Annotated in this window: 16 protein-coding genes; 6 read left to right on the plus strand and 10 right to left on the minus strand. The window is 65.4% G+C overall.

Features of this window, described 5'->3' with window-relative positions; all coding sequences use genetic code 11:
* Positions 1-2: 2 nt before the first annotated feature.
* Together HWX22_RS03400 and HWX22_RS03405 are read left to right on the plus strand one after the other, a co-directional pair.
* On the plus strand, positions 3-1,424 hold the full coding sequence (locus HWX22_RS03400) for an AmpG family muropeptide MFS transporter (protein WP_059819947.1): 1,422 nt from the start codon (positions 3-5) through the stop codon (positions 1,422-1,424).
* A complete protein-coding gene (locus HWX22_RS03405) occupies positions 1,414-2,460 on the plus strand; it encodes a M48 family metallopeptidase (RefSeq protein ID WP_175915037.1) in 1,047 nt (348 codons plus the stop codon). Before HWX22_RS03400 ends, HWX22_RS03405 begins: the two co-directional genes overlap by 11 nt.
* Positions 2,461-2,526: 66 nt before the next feature.
* Here HWX22_RS03405 and HWX22_RS03410 read toward each other — a convergent pair whose 3' ends face one another.
* Positions 2,527-3,471 carry an AraC family transcriptional regulator gene (locus tag HWX22_RS03410; RefSeq protein ID WP_059819949.1) on the minus strand — a complete coding sequence of 315 codons (945 nt, stop codon included), beginning with the start codon at positions 3,469-3,471 and terminating at the stop codon, positions 2,527-2,529.
* A 227-nt stretch (positions 3,472-3,698) separates the two neighbouring features.
* Here HWX22_RS03410 and HWX22_RS03415 point away from each other — a divergent pair, with 227 nt between their 5' ends.
* Positions 3,699-4,751, plus strand: coding sequence for an NAD(P)-dependent alcohol dehydrogenase (locus HWX22_RS03415; RefSeq protein ID WP_059819950.1), 1,053 nt, complete (start codon positions 3,699-3,701; stop codon positions 4,749-4,751).
* Positions 4,752-4,840: 89 nt separating this feature from the next.
* On the opposite strand, the gene HWX22_RS03420 is transcribed toward HWX22_RS03415, so the two are convergent.
* From HWX22_RS03420 to gatC, 9 genes are all read right to left on the minus strand, one after another.
* Positions 4,841-5,650, minus strand: a complete 810-nt coding sequence (locus HWX22_RS03420; protein WP_244135183.1) for a hypothetical protein — start codon at positions 5,648-5,650, stop codon at positions 4,841-4,843.
* Between the two features lie 21 nt (positions 5,651-5,671).
* On the minus strand, positions 5,672-6,175 hold the full coding sequence (locus HWX22_RS03425) for a hypothetical protein (protein WP_244135184.1): 504 nt from the start codon (positions 6,173-6,175) through the stop codon (positions 5,672-5,674).
* Entirely contained in the window at positions 6,172-6,744 is a 573-nt protein-coding gene (locus tag HWX22_RS03430; protein ID WP_244135185.1) for a PAAR domain-containing protein, read from the minus strand. Before HWX22_RS03430 ends, HWX22_RS03425 begins: the two co-directional genes overlap by 4 nt.
* Complete coding sequence (locus HWX22_RS03435) at positions 6,713-7,099, minus strand: PAAR domain-containing protein (protein WP_059819952.1); 387 nt, start codon at positions 7,097-7,099, stop codon at positions 6,713-6,715. The genes HWX22_RS03430 and HWX22_RS03435 overlap by 32 nt, the downstream gene beginning before the upstream one ends.
* Before the next feature lie 342 nt (positions 7,100-7,441).
* Positions 7,442-8,215, minus strand: coding sequence for an exodeoxyribonuclease III (locus HWX22_RS03440; RefSeq protein ID WP_059534945.1), 774 nt, complete (start codon positions 8,213-8,215; stop codon positions 7,442-7,444).
* A 49-nt stretch (positions 8,216-8,264) separates the two neighbouring features.
* A complete protein-coding gene (locus HWX22_RS03445; protein WP_059534943.1) occupies positions 8,265-9,104 on the minus strand; it encodes a polyphosphate kinase 2 family protein in 840 nt (279 codons plus the stop codon).
* A 126-nt stretch (positions 9,105-9,230) separates the two neighbouring features.
* On the minus strand, positions 9,231-10,703 hold the full coding sequence (gene gatB, locus HWX22_RS03450; protein WP_059534941.1) for an Asp-tRNA(Asn)/Glu-tRNA(Gln) amidotransferase subunit GatB: 1,473 nt from the start codon (positions 10,701-10,703) through the stop codon (positions 9,231-9,233).
* A gap of 4 nt (positions 10,704-10,707) precedes the next feature.
* Positions 10,708-12,198 carry an Asp-tRNA(Asn)/Glu-tRNA(Gln) amidotransferase subunit GatA gene (gene gatA / locus HWX22_RS03455; protein ID WP_059691924.1) on the minus strand — a complete coding sequence of 497 codons (1,491 nt, stop codon included), beginning with the start codon at positions 12,196-12,198 and terminating at the stop codon, positions 10,708-10,710.
* A 66-nt stretch (positions 12,199-12,264) separates the two neighbouring features.
* Positions 12,265-12,564 (minus strand): Asp-tRNA(Asn)/Glu-tRNA(Gln) amidotransferase subunit GatC, encoded by a 300-nt coding sequence (gatC, locus tag HWX22_RS03460; protein WP_006407213.1) that lies wholly within the window; start codon positions 12,562-12,564, stop codon positions 12,265-12,267.
* 367 nt (positions 12,565-12,931) lie between these two features.
* Here gatC and HWX22_RS03465 point away from each other — a divergent pair, with 367 nt between their 5' ends.
* From HWX22_RS03465 to mreD, 3 genes are all read left to right on the plus strand, one after another.
* A complete protein-coding gene (locus HWX22_RS03465; RefSeq protein WP_004189550.1) occupies positions 12,932-13,975 on the plus strand; it encodes a rod shape-determining protein in 1,044 nt (347 codons plus the stop codon).
* Between the two features lie 127 nt (positions 13,976-14,102).
* Positions 14,103-15,170 carry a rod shape-determining protein MreC gene (mreC, locus tag HWX22_RS03470; protein WP_175915039.1) on the plus strand — a complete coding sequence of 356 codons (1,068 nt, stop codon included), beginning with the start codon at positions 14,103-14,105 and terminating at the stop codon, positions 15,168-15,170.
* Positions 15,167-15,679 (plus strand): rod shape-determining protein MreD, encoded by a 513-nt coding sequence (gene mreD, locus HWX22_RS03475; RefSeq protein ID WP_009687274.1) that lies wholly within the window; start codon positions 15,167-15,169, stop codon positions 15,677-15,679. The genes mreC and mreD overlap by 4 nt, the downstream gene beginning before the upstream one ends.
* Positions 15,680-15,703 lie beyond the last annotated feature (24 nt).

Below are 15,703 nucleotides of genomic sequence, written 5' to 3' on the forward strand. Positions count from 1 at the left end.
CCATGTCCAAAACGCCACACGAGGCGCCCGCACTCACCGCTCACGAGGATCATCCCGGCTGGCGCGCCTATCTGAACACGCACATGCTGATCTGCGTGTTCCTCGGCTTCACGTCGGGGCTGCCCCTGTTCACGCTCGTCTACCTCGTGCAGGCATGGCTGCGCTCCGAAGGCGTGAACCTGAAGGAAATCGGCCTGTTCGCGCTGATCCAGTTCCCGTATACGTGGAAGTTCCTGTGGGCGCCGCTGATGGACCGCTTCATCCCGCGCCTGCCCGGCTGGCGGCCCGGTCGCCGGCGCGGCTGGATGCTGCTCACGCAGGTGCTGGTCGCCGGCGCGATCGCCGCGCTCGGTTTCGTGTCGCCGCGCGACTCGATCTGGACGGTCGCCGCGCTCACGACGCTCGTCGCGTTCTTCGGCGCAAGCTCCGACATCGTGATCGACGCGTATCGCCGCGAACTGCTGCGCGACACCGAGCAGGGCCTCGGCAACGCCGTGCACGTGAACGCGTACAAGCTCGCCGCGCTGATCCCCGGCTCGCTGGCGCTGATCCTGTCCGATCACATGCCGTGGGACGTCGTGTTCGCGATCACCGGCGCATTCATGCTGCCGGGCATCCTGATGACGCTGCTCGTGCGCGAGCCCGAGGTGGTCGGCGCGCCGCCGCGCAACCTGCGCGACGCGATCGTGCTGCCGTTCCGCGAATTCATCCAGCGCGACGGCTGGAGCGGCGCGCTGCTCGTCATCGCGTTCATCTTCCTGTTCAAGATCGGCGACACGATGGCGACCACGCTGTCGACGTCGTTCTTCCTCGACATCGGCTTCTCGCGCACCGAAATCGGCATCGTCGCGAAAACCACCGCGCTCGTCGCGAGCGTCGCCGGCGGCATCATCGGCGGCATCTGGCTCGTGAAGATCGGCATCGGCCGCGGGCTGTGGATCTTCGGCGCGCTGCAGATGGTGTCGACGCTCGGCTTCGCGTGGCTCGCGCAGGTCGGCCCCGACTCGCCGGTGCTCGCGGTGATTTACGACTTCACGGTCGCGGCAAGTCACGCGCTCGCGTCGTTCCTGTCGATCTTCGGCTTCGAGGTCACGCCGCATCTGAGCCCGATGACGGTCGCGCTCGCGCTCGTCTACGCCGCCGAAACGTTCACCACCGGCCTGACGATGGCCGCGTTCGTCGCGTATATCGCGAGCACGACCGACCCGCGCTACACGGCCACGCAGTTCGCGCTGTTCACGAGCCTCGCGTCCGTGCCGCGCACGCTCGCATCGGCCGCGAGCGGCTTCATCGTCGCGAAGATCGGCTGGTTCGACTACTTCATCGTGTGCACCGCGCTCGCGATCCCCGGCATGCTGCTGCTGTTCAAGATCGCGCCGTGGAACGGCACCGCGCGCAACGGCGAGGCCAGCCGTGCGCAATGATCGACTGCATCGCGCGGCACGCGTCGCCGCCGCGCTGAGCATCGGCATCGCGGCGCTCGGCGCGGCGGGAAGCGCGCAGGCAGCCGACACGAGTGCGACCGCGCCCGCCACCGCGCCGGCTGCACCGTCCACGCCCGCCACGCCCGCCGCTCCCGGTGCGCAGTCCGCCGCCGCCGAAGCCGCGCAGCCGACCGGCGCCGCCGTGCCCGCGAAGGCCTATGCGCCGACGTCGCAGCAGGTGCGCTACGGCAACGCGATCGCGTTCCGCACGCTGATCCCGTCGCCGCTGCTCGAACAACTCACCGCGAGCGAATACGCGCAGATCGTGCAGGCTGCCGCCGACAGCGACCGCCTGCTGCCCGCGAACCAGCCGCGCGTGAAGCGGCTGCGCGCGATCGTCACGAAGCTCGCGCCGTATTCGGTGAAGTGGAACGATCGCGTGAAGACCTGGGCATGGGACGTCAACGCGATCCGCTCGCGCGACATCCGCGTCACGTGCCTGCCGGGCGGCAAGGTGCTCGTGTACGGCGGGCTGCTCGATCGCGTCCGCCTGAACGACGACGAGTTCGGCGTGCTGCTCGCGCACGGCATCGCGCATGCGCTGCGCGAACACGCACGCAGCAATTTCAGCACGACGTCGCAAACGTCGCTACGCGCGGCCTCGCTGCCGCCGCTGTTCGGCGTCGGCGATCCGCTGCCGCAGGCGCTGAATCTCGGCGCGCGTCTGCAGACGCTGCGCTACGACCCGACCGACGAAACCGAAGCCGACGTGATCGGCGGCGACATTGCCGCCCGCGCGGGCTTCGATCCGCGCGCGGCGATCACGCTGTGGGACAAGCTCGCGGCGGCGACGCGCGCGAACAGGACGTCGGGCTTCATCTACATGCATCCGTACAGCGCCACGCGACGGCAGGATCTGCTGAACCGCCTGCCGGACCTGATGCCGCTGTATGCGAAGGCAGTCGGCAAACGGGTCGACACGCTGCCCGACTACGCCGGCATCAGCGCGCAGCGGCGCAAGATCGTGCGGCGCTGAGCGCGGCATCCGGCGGCTTCCCTGGCAGTTTCCCCGCCGCGCATCGCCGGCACATGAGCCCTGGCGCTACGCGCCGACTTCCGACTCGACGGGCCGACTGCCGCTTTCGCGCATCCAGCGCACGTCGTCTCCGGGGCTGCGGCCGAACAGCCGCTTGAACTCGCGGCTGAACTGCGACGCGCTCGCATAGCCGACCCGCGCCGCGGCGGCACCGGCCCCGAGACCGTCCTGCACCATCATCAACCGCGCCTGGTGCAGGCGCGCGGCCTTCACGTACTGCATCGGCGATGTCGCCGTCACGTGCTTGAACTGCGCGTGGAACACCGCGAGGCTCATCCCGGCCTCGCGCGCGAGCGTCTCGACGTCGAGATCGGCCTTCAGGTCCGCATGAATGCGTCGCAGCGCCTTCGCGATGCGGCCGAAATGATGTTGCTGGACGAGCGCCGCGCGAATCGCGTCGCCCTGCGCGCCCGTCAGCACGCGGTACGCGATCTCGCGCATGATCGCCGGCCCGAGCACGCACGTGTCGTGCGGCGACGCGAGCGCTTCGAGCAGCCGCACCACCGCGTCGGCGAGCGGCGCATCGAGCGGCGTCGAATAGACGCCGTGCGGCTCGCTGACCGCCGCACCGAGCGTCTCGTCGAGCAGGATCGCGAGCTCGGCGATCACCGCGAGATCGACGCGGATCGAGATCGCGAGAAACGGCTCGTCCATGCTCGCGAAGGTCTCGCATTCGAACGGCAGCGGCACCGACAGCACGAGATACTGCTGCGCGTCGTAGACGAACGAGCGGTCGCCGAGATAGCCGAGCTTGCGACCCTGGCACACGACGATGATGCTCGGCTCGTACAGCACCGGCATGCGCGGCACGGGGCGGCTCACGCGGAAGAAGCGCACGCCGTCGAGCGCCGCCTGCGTATCGCCGTCGTTCGGCGCGAGGCGCGCATGCAGCTCGATCATGCGGCGCCGCACACGGTCGCCCGCGTCGTCGAAAAGGGGCTGGAAGCTCATCGGCGTCGTCCTGTCCGGCAAGAGAATCAGGCTTGCAATGTAGCACCGTGAAAGCATTTTGACGGCCGTTCGCGTGCAATTCGAGAGGAATAGGCAAATCTTCGAGACCTTCGTGTATTTCGCCGACGCGGCTCGCTCCTTACGATGGGCACCTGTCTCGCCGCGTCGCCACACGATGCGGCGGCAGTCTGATTCGCCGGACGTTTTCCCGGACAAGGAGCCCCTGCATGAGCACAACCTACGCTTACGCGGCGACCGACGCGCAGTCGCCGCTCGCCCCGTTCGAATTCCAGCGCCGCGCGCTGCGCGACCTCGACGTCCAGATCGAGGTGCTCTACTGCGGCGTCTGCCATTCGGACCTGCACCAGGCCCGCAACGAATGGCGCAACACGATCTACCCGGTCGTGCCGGGTCATGAAATCGTCGGCCGCGTGACCGCGACCGGTCCGCAGGTGTCGCGCTTCAAGGTCGGCGAGCTGGTCGGCGTCGGCTGTCTCGTCGATTCGTGCCGCACCTGCCCGAGCTGCGCGGAAGGCCTCGAGCAGTATTGCGAGAACGGCTTCGTCGGCACGTACAACGGCCAGGACCGCGTGACCGGCGACGTCACGTACGGCGGCTATTCGACGCAGCTCGTCGTCGACGAGGCATTCGTGCTGCGCGTGCCCGAGACGCTCGACCCGGCCGGCGCCGCGCCGCTGCTGTGCGCGGGGATCACGACCTATTCGCCGCTGCGCCAGTGGAACGTCGGCCCCGGCAAGAAGGTCGGGATCGTCGGCCTCGGCGGGCTTGGCCACATGGGCGTGAAACTCGCGCGCGCGATGGGCGCGCACGTCGTGCTGTTCACGACGTCGCCGTCGAAGATCGAGGACGGCAAGCGCGTCGGCGCGCATGAAGTGGTGATCTCGAAGGACGACGCGCAGATGAACGCGCACCTGAACAGCTTCGACTTCATCCTGAACACGGTCGCCGCGCAGCACGACCTGAACCCGTTCCTGCACCTGCTGAAGCGCGACGGCACGATGACGCTCGTCGGCGCGCCGGAGCACGACCATCCGTCGCCGCAGGTGTTCAACCTGATCTTCAAGCGCCGCCGCCTCGCGGGTTCGCTGATCGGCGGGATCGCGGAGACGCAGGAAATGCTCGACTTCTGCGCGGAGCACGGCATCACGTCGGATATCGAAACGATTCCGATGCAGCAGATCAATGCCGCTTACGAGCGGATGCTGAAGAGCGACGTGAAGTACCGGTTCGTGATCGACATGGCGTCGATCAAGCAGTAAGCGTTGCCTTGCGCAGGCCCGTGAACGCGCCTCCGAATCGATATCGTGGGCACGACACTTCGGTAGTGTCCGCGATATCAACGGAAACGTCAGTCGCTGTCCTGCAGCGAGAATTGAAACGGATTCTCCGGCGTATTGAATCCGAGCCGAAGCGTATCGCTGGTTCGAGCAAAGCGTCGCCCGTCGAACGTGTAGTACTCGACCAGCAATCCAGTCCGCGCCGCATGCGCAGCATCTAACAGATAGCTATTCTTCGGAAATGCGAGCTTCCCGTCGCTCGTCACAGCAACAGCACGGCATGACGAAAGCAGACCGGGCAATTGCAGAAACGTTGGCTTACGCGCCAACGGATTCATCACCAGGAAGACTTGCCGGTATCGGCTGGCGGCCTCTCCCGACGCGCTGCCGCTACCTTCCACACAAATCAGCGGTGGGTGGGCACCGGCTCGCTCGACGACGTACACATCGGCCGAGCCCGGATGTATGTCGGTCGCACGCTCGCCCGGAAATGCCGTCGCACGCGCGAACCGATAGGCTCGGCCGTTGACGACGATGCGGTCCTGCCAGACTTCAAGATCGAGTGCTTGTCGTCCCAACTCGGCGTGCAGCGCCGCGAATTGGCCCGGCTTTCCAGGGAACGCATAGAGCACATGCGCACCAGGTGTATTCAGATCAACCTCTCGCCCAACCGGGGAGCGAAATACCGAGCCTGGCCGTGCCTCGTAGAACGCGTCGTAACTGTCATACGATTCAGCCATGGCATCGTGCGACAAGACAACCACTGCTGCCACCAGTATCGATATGATTTTCATCTGTATGCCTTCGCTCCCGTCGCCCTCAGAAAATCGGGATTGTATTTCCAGAAAATTGTGCTTCCATGGGCCGCCGTTGACACCCATACCGAATCGTAGCGGCCTCGTTCAGTGCCATCGACTGTTTTTCCAGTCTTCTTGTTTACCACTCTCCATCGCGTGACGAACGTCCCAGGATTCTCCCGTACTCCGAAAATGTTGTGCGACGGCGCCCCCCCACTTGAATGTATCTTTGACTTTCGGGTGTGATGCGTACGCGGTCATGAAGTCACGACCGTCCCACCAAAATGCACCATTCGATGGGTCCGGACCTTCATTTTCGAGCGCTTTTCGCGCCCACTCGACAGCCAGCCTCATCCCCGAGTCGGCATCAAGTTTGTCGTCTGGGGTAGACATCAGCTTGTTGAACCGTTGATTGGTGCCATTCCACGCATAGGCATAGTTCCGGTCCGTTGCACGCAGTTGGGATACGCTCTTCCCACCCCATGCCCGACATCGGTTTGCGACCGCAAAAGCGATTCCTCCGATTTCGTCCGAATCGTTTGCGACAGACGCTTCACCGTATGCGATCGCAGCAAGCAATCGCAGATCCTCGTTAATCGCATCACTCATCGGACATTCCCTGTACGCCACACTATGACAGTGAGATCAGGGTATGTTTTCATCGGGAACGAACGCGTTCTGCCGTGGGCAAGAGGCACGTCGTTAACGAGCGTGCATCCGTTGCTCAGCACTTTGTAGCTCATTCCTTCGACAGGTTTTCCAGAGATTGCATCGACAATCTCGAAAAAATGCTCGATATCGTCGTCAGGGGCATCCGACATCAGTGCCGAACTCGGATCCGCTGCGTGCGCAACGGTCAGTGTGCCGTCATCGATATATGAATTCAGGAATATTCCCGGATTGCCGCCGACGAGGACTCGATTCGCTTTGCACGGACAGAGTACGAGGTCGCCTTCGACAGCTACAACCCGACCTTTTTCCGATATCCCTTTACCGGTTCCGAATATTTTGAATGTCCCGTTACAGTTGCCGCACGTCGCTTCGTCGCCGCTCAGCGCCACGTGCCTTCCATCGTCATAAATCGTCGACGAATAAGCGATCACGGTTCCAGACGTCGTTGTTGGGTCGCCATGCCGAATCGCCGCCTTACGCACCGCCGCCTCCCGTACGAACAACATCGGCCAAAATCGGCGAATACGCCGGTTCAAACAGCCGGGGAATCTCCTCGCCATCTCGAACCGTAATGTTGTCGCACGCGTCCCGCGCAGCGGTCACGATACGATCACCATTACTCAAATGGGATCCGGTGACAGTCATCACCGGCCTGCCGTGCCACATGACGGCAAAGCCGGCCCCATCTACGATCATGGCCTCTGTTCCTTCCTCGTATGCAACGATATCGCCGACTACGGCCAATCCCAGATTGTCGATCGTCGCATTGGTGGACACGCGCGTAACCCTCCCACCGCGCTCGGTTCCCGCGCCGATAGTGGTGAAAAGGTACGTCGTTTCGTTGATTGCTTGTTCCGACACGCAAAGTTCTCCTCACTGAATGGACCATCGCGGCCTGAGGACGGCCGTGATGAATGATTCGCGCTTTCGGAAAACACTCGAGTATCCGTCGAGCAGTCTCCACAAAACGAGGGGGCCTTGAATATCGGATGAGTCTGAAAGTGCGTGTGCTGCATGAACGAATCAGAGCCGCGTACAAGCGGCATTCGCTAAACATTGGGACGAATAGCCGTCGCCCGGCGGCATGATCGCCGCACCGAAACAAAAACGAAACGGGCCGCATGTTCGACATGCGGCCCGTTTTCGCATCCGGCGACCGGACGGCTCGACGGCGACGCGCGCGGCGTCGCGTCGCGCCGACGCTCACTTCTTGTAGTCGTAATCCACCGTCAGCGGCGCGTGATCGCTGAACTTGATGTCCTTGAAGATCGACGTGCGCTTCGCGGTGCCGGCCACGCCCGGCGTCGCGATCTGGTAATCGATCCGCCACCCGACGTTCTTCGCGTACGCCTGGCCGCGGTTGCTCCACCACGTGTACTGCTCGGGGCGCGGGTCGAGCGTGCGGAACACGTCGACGTAGCCGACATCGTCGAACAGCTGCGTGAGCCACGCCCGCTCTTCCGGCAGGCAGCCCGAGTTCTTCTGGTTGCTCTTCCAGTTCTTAATGTCGATTTCCTTGTGCACGATGTTCACGTCGCCGCACAGGATCACCTCGCGCTTCTTCTTCAGCTCGGCGAGGTGCGGCATGAACTCATCCATGAAGCGATACTTCGCCTGCTGCCGCTCTTCGCCGCTCGAGCCGGACGGCACGTACACCGACACGACCGACAGCTTGCCGTAGCGCGCCTCGACGTAGCGCCCCTCGGCGTCGAATTCGCTGCTGCCGAAGCCGATGATCACGTCATCGGGCTCGTGGCGGCTGTACACGCCCGCGCCGCTGTAGCCCTTTTTCTCGGCGTGGTGGAAGTAGCTCCTGAAGCCGTGCGGCTCGACGAATTCGGCCGGCAGGTCGTCGGCCGATACCTTGATTTCCTGCACGCACACGCAATCGGCGTTCTGTTCGCCGAGCCATTCGAAGAAGCCCTTCTTCGCGGCGGAGCGGATGCCGTTCAGGTTGGCGGTAATCACTCGCATCATGTCGGGTTCCGTTGTTCAGTTCAGTTCGATGTTGTTACAGGATCGCAGCCTAGCGGATCTTCACGCCCTCGAGTTCCGGCTTCGGCGGCGGGAATTCGAGCTTCATGTCGGTCATCGTGCGCAGCAGCAGCTCGGCGATCATCACGTTGCGATGCGTCTTCGAGTTCGCCGGGATCACGTACCACGGCGCATGCTCGGCCGACGTCGCGGCGAGCGCGTCGCGGTACGCCGACTGGTACGCGTCCCAGTGCTTGCGCGCGTCGAGATCGGCGATGTCGAACTTCCAGTGCTTGGTCGGATCGTCGATGCGCGCCTGCAGCCGCTCGCGCTGCTCGTCCTTCGAGATGTGCAGGAAGCACTTGATGATCGTCGTGCCGTTCTCGAACAGCATCGTCTCGAAATCGCGAATCTGCCGGTAGCGGCGCTCGCATTCCTTGCTGTCGATCGCGTCGAGCACGCGCGGCACGAGCACGTCTTCGTAGTGGCTGCGGTTGAAGATCGCGAGTTCGCCCGCGGCCGGCGCCTGCAGATGCACGCGCCACAGGAAGTCGTGCACGGCCTCGATCGGCGTCGGCGCCTTGAACGACACGACGCGCAGGCCGAGCGGGTCGACCTCGCGGAACACCGCGCGCACGGTGCCGTCCTTGCCGCTGGTATCCATCCCCTGCAGCACGAGCAGCACACGCTTCTTCTGCTGCGTGTGCAGGCGCTCCTGCTGTACGTCGAGCTCGGTCGACACGGCCGACAGCCGTTCGCGGTCGGCATCCTTCGACCCCGACGAGAACGGCTTCGCGGCCGGATCGAACGCATCGAGCGTGAATGCGGCGGCTTCCTTCTCGCGCGTGCTGTACGGCACGCGGAAATCGTCGAGCGACGGTTGTTTCGCCATTCGTTCCTCCGTTGGACGGTGCAAGGCACACGCGCACACGATAACGCATGCACCAAAACGACGGGCCGCCCCGAACAGTTTCGGCGGCGGCCCGTCGTCAGGCGCGGTTCAGGCGCGCGGCCATGCTCAGCCGAGCTTCTTCTTCAGCAACTCGTTGACCTGCTGCGGATTGGCCTTGCCCTTGGTCGCCTTCATCGCCTGGCCGATCAGCGCGTTGAACGCCTTTTCCTTGCCGGCGCGGAACTCCTCGACCGACTTCGCGTTCGCCGCCAGCACCTCGTCGATGATCGCTTCCAGCGCGCCGGTGTCGGAGATCTGCTTCAGGCCCTTCGCGTCGATGATGCGGTCGGCCGCGCCTTCGTCGGTCGCCTTCTCGTCCCAGATCGTCGCGAAGATTTCCTTCGCGATCTTGTTCGAGATCGTGCCGTCGGCGATGCGCTGCAGCACCAGCGCGAGCTGCGCGGCCGAGACGGGAATCGCGTCGATCTCGATGCCGTCGCGGTTCAGCTGCGACGACACGTCGCCCATCAGCCAGTTCGCGGCGATCTTCGCGTTCGCCGCGCCGGCCTTCGCGACCACGGCCTCGAAGTACGCGGCCATCGCCTTGCTCGACGTCAGCACGCCCGCGTCGTACGCGGACACGCCGTACTGCTCGACGAAACGCTGCTGCATCGCGGCCGGCAGCTCGGGCATCCCGGCCTGCACGCGCTCGACCCAGTCGCGGCCGATCACGAGCGGCATCAGGTCGGGGTCGGGGAAGTAGCGGTAGTCGTGCGCGTCTTCCTTGCTGCGCATCGAACGCGTCTCGCGCTTGTCCGGATCGTAGAGGCGCGTTTCCTGCACGACCTCGCCGCCGTCCTCGATCAGCTCGATCTGGCGGCGCACTTCGTAGTTGATCGCTTCCTCGAGGAACCGGAACGAGTTCAGGTTCTTGATCTCGGCGCGCGTGCCGAACTTCTCCTGGCCGACCGGCCGCACCGACACGTTCGCGTCGCAGCGGAACGAGCCTTCCTGCATGTTGCCGTCGCAGATGCCGAGCCACACGACGAGCGCGTGCAGCGCCTTCGCATAGGCCACGGCCTCGGCCGCGCTGCGCATTTCCGGCTCGGTGACGATCTCGAGCAGCGGCGTGCCCGCGCGGTTCAGGTCGATCCCCGTCATCCCGGCGAAGTCTTCATGCAGCGACTTGCCCGCGTCTTCCTCGAGGTGCGCGCGGGTCAGGTTGACCGTCTTCTCGTACGCTTCCTTGCCGGCCTTTTCGTTGGCGGGCACCTGGATCGTGATCTGGCCGCCCTGCACGACCGGAATCTCGTACTGGCTGATCTGATAGCCCTTCGGCAGATCGGGGTAGAAATAATTCTTGCGCGCGAAGATGCTGCGCGGCGCGATGGTCGAACCGATCGCGAGGCCGAAGCGGATCGCGCGTTCGACCGCGCCGCGGTTCAGCACCGGCAGCACGCCCGGCAGCGCCAGGTCGACCGGGCAGGCCTGCGTGTTCGGCTCGGCGCCGAACTGCGTCGACGCGCCGGAGAAAATCTTCGAGACGGTCGACAGTTGCGCGTGCGTCTCGAGACCGATGACGACTTCCCATTGAGTCATATGCTTACACCCCCGCCGGAACTTGCTTGTGCCAGTCGGTCGCGCGCTGGAACGCGTCGGCGACCTGCAGCATCCGGGCTTCGTTGAAATAGTTGCCGATGATCTGCAGACCGACCGGGCGCTTCGCGTTCGCGCCGGCGCCGAAGCCGCACGGCACGCTCATGCCGGGGAGGCCTGCGAGGCTCACCGACAGCGTGTAGATATCCGCGAGATACATCTGCACCGGATCGTCGCCCTTCGCGCCGAGATCCCATGCGACCGTCGGCGACGCCGGGCCCATGATCACGTCGCAGGACTTGAACGCTTCCTGGAAATCGTTCGCGATGATGCGGCGGATCTTCTGCGCCTGCAGGTAGTACGCGTCGTAGTAGCCGTGCGACAGCACGTAGGTGCCGACGAGAATACGGCGCTTCACCTCGGGGCCGAAGCCTTCGGCGCGCGACTTCTTGTACATGTCGAGCAGGTCGCCGTACTGCGCGGCGCGGTGGCCGAAGCGCACGCCGTCGAAACGCGACAGGTTCGACGACGCCTCGGCCGGCGCGATCACGTAATACACGGGGATCGACAGTTCCGTCTTCGGCAGCGACACCGGCACGAGCGTCGCGCCGAGCGCCTCGTATTGCTTGAGCGCTGCGTCGATCGACGCGCGCACGTCGTCGGCGAGGCCGTCGCCGAAATATTCGTTCGGCAGGCCGATGCGCAGGCCCGCGAGCGGCTTGCCCGCATCGTTGCCCGGCGCCCACGGCTGGCCGATGTGGCGCGTGAAGTCTTCGTCGTCGCGCTCGAGGCTCGTCGAGTCGCGCTCGTCGAAGCCGGCCATCGCGTTCAGCAGCAGCGCGCAGTCGGACGCGCTTTGCGCCATCGGGCCGCCCTGGTCGAGCGACGACGCGAACGCGATCATCCCGTAGCGCGACACGCGGCCGTAGGTCGGCTTGATGCCCGTCACGCCCGCGAACGACGCGGGCTGGCGGATCGAGCCGCCGGTGTCGGTGCCGGTCGCGGCCGGCGCGAGGCGCGCGGCGACGGCCGCCGAGCTGCCGCCCGAGCTGCCGCCCGGCACGGCGTTCGTGTCCCACGGGTTCTTCACGGCGCCGAACGCCGAATTCTCGTTGGACGAGCCCATCGCGAACTCGTCCATGTTGGTCTTGCCAAGAGTGACCATGCCGGCCGCCTGCAGGCGGGCGACGACGGTCGCGTCGAACGGGCTCTCGTAGTTCGCGAGCATCTTCGAGCCGGCGGTCGAGCGCCAGCCGCGCGTGACGAACACGTCCTTGTGCGCGATCGGCAGGCCGGTCAGCGCGCCGCCCGCGCCGCGCGCGAGTTCGGCGTCGGCGGCCTTCGCCTGCGCGAGGGTGAGGTCGGCGTCGACATGGACGAACGCGTTCAGGTCGCGTGCCGCGTCGATCCGTTTCAGGTAGAGCTGCGCGAGCTCGACGGCCGAGCATTCCTTGGCGGCGAGCGCGGCGCGCAGTTCGGTCAGGCTTTTTGCGTGCATTGAGTGGTTTTCCTGGGAATTCTGGGTGGCGCGCGGCGCGAAGGCGGCGCGCTTGTCATCGAATGCTTACTCGATCACCTTCGGCACGAGATAGAGGCCGTCCTGGACGGCCGGCGCCGGACGCTGGTTGTCGTCGCGATTGACGACTTCCGTCACGGCGTCGTCGCGCAGGCGCTGCGCGACTTCCTGGATCTGTTCGATCGGGTGGGCGAGCGGCGCGATGCCGGCGGTGTCGACCGCCTGCATCTGCTCGACGAGCCCGAAGAATTCATTGAGCTGGCCGAGCGTATGCTCGGCGTCGGCGTCGGCCATTTCGAGTCGCGCCAGGTGCGCGATGCGTTTCACATCGGTCAGGGTCAGGGCCATGCGATCACCGGAAAAACAAGGCTGCGCAGCGCATCGAAAATCGCGCTGCGGCGGGGGGTTGGAGGGTGCGATCCCACCCTCAAAAATCGGGGCCGAAGCGGCAAAAATACCGTCCGTTTCGATTCAAATACCGTGAAATTATAAGGTATCATTACGCGTTCGACCCAAACCCGGCAGCCTTTTCCCGCACCGTTTCGCCCCGCTTCGGCAAGCCGTGCGTGCTTCGTGCGATCCCCGGTAGACATCACTCGCAGCTTCGTGCGCCGCGGCGGCCGCTTCCGCCACGCTTCCCGAGGCTGTTATTTTTTCCGCTGCCGCCCTCAGCGTTCGCTATGCAGGGCCGGCCCAGAGCGAAACAGGATTCTGAATGTTCGGTTTTTTGCGCAGCTACTTCTCCAACGATCTGGCGATCGACCTCGGCACCGCAAACACCCTGATCTACATGCGCGGCAAGGGCATCGTGCTCGATGAACCGTCCGTCGTGTCGATTCGTCAGGAAGGCGGCCCCAACGGCAAGAAGACGATCCAGGCGGTCGGCAAGGAAGCCAAGCAGATGCTCGGCAAGGTGCCGGGCAACATCGAGGCGATCCGCCCGATGAAGGACGGCGTGATCGCCGACTTCACCGTCACCGAGCAGATGATCAAGCAGTTCATCAAGACGGCGCACGAGTCGCGCATGTTCTCGCCGTCGCCGCGCATCATCATCTGCGTGCCGTGCGGCTCGACCCAGGTCGAGCGTCGCGCGATCAAGGAAGCGGCGCATGGCGCCGGCGCGTCGCAGGTCTACCTGATCGAGGAGCCGATGGCGGCCGCGATCGGCGCGGGCCTGCCGGTGTCGGAAGCCACGGGCTCGATGGTCGTCGACATCGGCGGCGGCACGACGGAAGTCGGCGTGATCTCGCTCGGCGGCATCGTCTATAAAGGCTCGGTGCGCGTCGGCGGCGACAAGTTCGACGAGGCGATCGTCAACTACATCCGCCGCAACTACGGGATGCTGATCGGCGAACAGACCGCCGAGGCGATCAAGAAGGAAATCGGCTCCGCGTTCCCGGGCTCCGAAGTCAAGGAAATGGAAGTGAAGGGCCGCAACCTGTCGGAAGGCATTCCGCGCAGCTTCACGATCTCCAGCAACGAAATCCTCGAAGCGCTGACCGATCCACTGAACCAGATCGTGTCGTCGGTGAAGATCGCCCTCGAGCAGACGCCGCCGGAACTCGGCGCCGACATCGCCGAGCGCGGGATGATGCTGACGGGCGGCGGCGCGCTGCTGCGCGACCTCGATCGCCTGCTCGCGGAAGAAACCGGCCTGCCGGTGCTCGTCGCCGAAGATCCGCTCACCTGCGTCGTACGCGGTTCGGGCATGGCGCTCGAGCGCATGGACAAGCTGGGCAGCATCTTCTCGTACGAGTGATCGCCTAAGCAGTCCCGTTTGATATGGCGCACCCGCGGCGTGGCCGGATCGCTCGTTCAGAACGAACCGCCGCGCCGTTTGCGCGTCTGAGCATTATTTAACCGATCACACGCGCCCGGCGCCGACCATGGAATACAGTCCGCCGCCCCTCTTCAAGCAAGGTCCGCCCGCGCTCGCGCGGCTCATCTTCTTCGTCGCCCTCGCCATTGCGCTCCTCGTGTCGGACGCGCGCTTCAGCACGCTCGAAATCGTCCGCGGCGTGCTCGGCACCGTGCTGTACCCGCTGCAGCGCGCGGCGCTCGTGCCGCGTGACCTGTTCATGGGCGCGGCCGACATCGCCGTCACGGGCGCATCGCTGCGCCACGAGAACGACGCGCTACGCAAGCGCAACCTGCAATTGTCCACGCAGGCCAACCAGGCCGCGGTGCTCACGCAGGAAAACATGCACCTGCGCGCGGTGCTCGAGCTGCGCCAGCACGTCGCGACGCAATCGACGCCCGTCGAAATCCAGTACGACACCAGCGACCCGTTCACGCAGAAGATCGTGATCGGGCAAGGTTCTCAGCAGGGCATCCAGAACGGCGCGCCGGTCGTCAGCGAGGACGGCGTGATCGGCCAGATCACGCGCGTGTTCCCGCTGCAGGCCGAAGTCACGCTGATCACCGACCGCGATCTCGCGATTCCCGTGCAGGTGCTGCGCACCGGCCTGCGCAGCGTGATCTACGGCACGCCGAAGGGCGACTCGCTCGACCTGCGCTTCGTGCCGACGAGCTCGGACCTCGTCGCCGGCGACGAACTCGTCACGAGCGGCCTCGACGGCGTGTATCCGCCGGGCCTGCCGGTCGCGAAGGTCGTGCGCGTCGACAAGCTCGCCGATACCGCGTTCGCGCGCGTGACCTGCGCGCCGGTCGCCGCCGTGCGCGGCGCGCGCCAGATGCTGGTGCTGCACTACCAGAACGACGTCCCGCCGCGCCCGGCCGAGCCCGATCCGGCCGCCGAGAAGAACGCGAAGGGCAAGAAGGGCGCCAAGGCCGCCGCGAAGGGCGACAAGGCCGAAAAGGCCGACGCGAACGCGAAGGCGGCCGCCGCGGCCGCGCCCGGCGCGAAACCCGCGCCGTCGGCACCCGTCGCTCCGGCCAAGCCCGCCGTCGCGCCCGCGAAGCCCGCGGCCGGGCAACCAGGAGCCCAGCGATGAACCGCCCGCAATACATCCTGCAGCCGGTCAACCCGTACTTCATCGTCTTCAGCCTCGCCGCCGCATTCCTGCTGAACCTGATGCCGTGGGGCCGCCTGCCCGGCGTGCCCGATTTCGTCGCGCTCGTGCTGCTGTTCTGGAACATCCACCAGCCGCGCAAGGTCGGGATGGGCGTCGCGTTCGCGCTCGGCATCCTGATGGACGTGCATGACGCGGGGCTGCTCGGCGAGCACGCGCTTGCCTATACGCTGCTGTCGTACGGCGCGATCACGATCCACCGCCGCGTGCTGTGGATGCCGATCGGCGTACAGGTGCTGTACGTCACGCCGCTGCTCGTCGTCGCGCAGCTGGTGCCGTTCGTGATCCGCCTCGTGATGGGCGCCGCGTTTCCCGGCTGGCGCTATCTGGTGGACGGCTTCGTCGAGGCCGCGCTGTGGCCGATCGCGAGCCACCTGCTGCTGATGCCGCAACGCCGCCCGGTTGACCCGGACGATACGCGCCCCATCTGAGCCGGACCGACCTTGAATACCCGC

The sequence above is a fragment of the Burkholderia sp. BCC1638 genome (genome assembly GCF_902833195.1).
In the GTDB taxonomy this organism is placed as follows: Bacteria; Pseudomonadota; Gammaproteobacteria; order Burkholderiales; family Burkholderiaceae; genus Burkholderia; species Burkholderia diffusa.

What these genes read in the sequence shown, in the direction of transcription:
- gatA (WP_059691924.1), bottom strand. Translation starts at nt 12,198, where the DNA reads ATGCACGCAAAAAGCCTGACCGAACTGCGCGCCGCGCTCGCCGCCAAG.
- HWX22_RS03425 (WP_244135184.1), bottom strand. Translation starts at nt 6,175, where the DNA reads ATGAGTGATGCGATTAACGAGGATCTGCGATTGCTTGCTGCGATCGCA.
- mreC (WP_175915039.1), top strand. Translation starts at nt 14,103, where the DNA reads ATGGAATACAGTCCGCCGCCCCTCTTCAAGCAAGGTCCGCCCGCGCTC.
- HWX22_RS03400 (WP_059819947.1), top strand. Translation starts at nt 3, where the DNA reads ATGTCCAAAACGCCACACGAGGCGCCCGCACTCACCGCTCACGAGGAT.
- HWX22_RS03415 (WP_059819950.1), top strand. Translation starts at nt 3,699, where the DNA reads ATGAGCACAACCTACGCTTACGCGGCGACCGACGCGCAGTCGCCGCTC.
- mreD (WP_009687274.1), top strand. Translation starts at nt 15,167, where the DNA reads ATGAACCGCCCGCAATACATCCTGCAGCCGGTCAACCCGTACTTCATC.
- HWX22_RS03420 (WP_244135183.1), bottom strand. Translation starts at nt 5,650, where the DNA reads ATGGGTGTCAACGGCGGCCCATGGAAGCACAATTTTCTGGAAATACAA.
- gatC (WP_006407213.1), bottom strand. Translation starts at nt 12,564, where the DNA reads ATGGCCCTGACCCTGACCGATGTGAAACGCATCGCGCACCTGGCGCGA.
- HWX22_RS03465 (WP_004189550.1), top strand. Translation starts at nt 12,932, where the DNA reads ATGTTCGGTTTTTTGCGCAGCTACTTCTCCAACGATCTGGCGATCGAC.
- HWX22_RS03445 (WP_059534943.1), bottom strand. Translation starts at nt 9,104, where the DNA reads ATGGCGAAACAACCGTCGCTCGACGATTTCCGCGTGCCGTACAGCACG.
- HWX22_RS03410 (WP_059819949.1), bottom strand. Translation starts at nt 3,471, where the DNA reads ATGAGCTTCCAGCCCCTTTTCGACGACGCGGGCGACCGTGTGCGGCGC.
- HWX22_RS03430 (WP_244135185.1), bottom strand. Translation starts at nt 6,744, where the DNA reads ATGTTGTTCGTACGGGAGGCGGCGGTGCGTAAGGCGGCGATTCGGCAT.
- gatB (WP_059534941.1), bottom strand. Translation starts at nt 10,703, where the DNA reads ATGACTCAATGGGAAGTCGTCATCGGTCTCGAGACGCACGCGCAACTG.
- HWX22_RS03440 (WP_059534945.1), bottom strand. Translation starts at nt 8,215, where the DNA reads ATGATGCGAGTGATTACCGCCAACCTGAACGGCATCCGCTCCGCCGCG.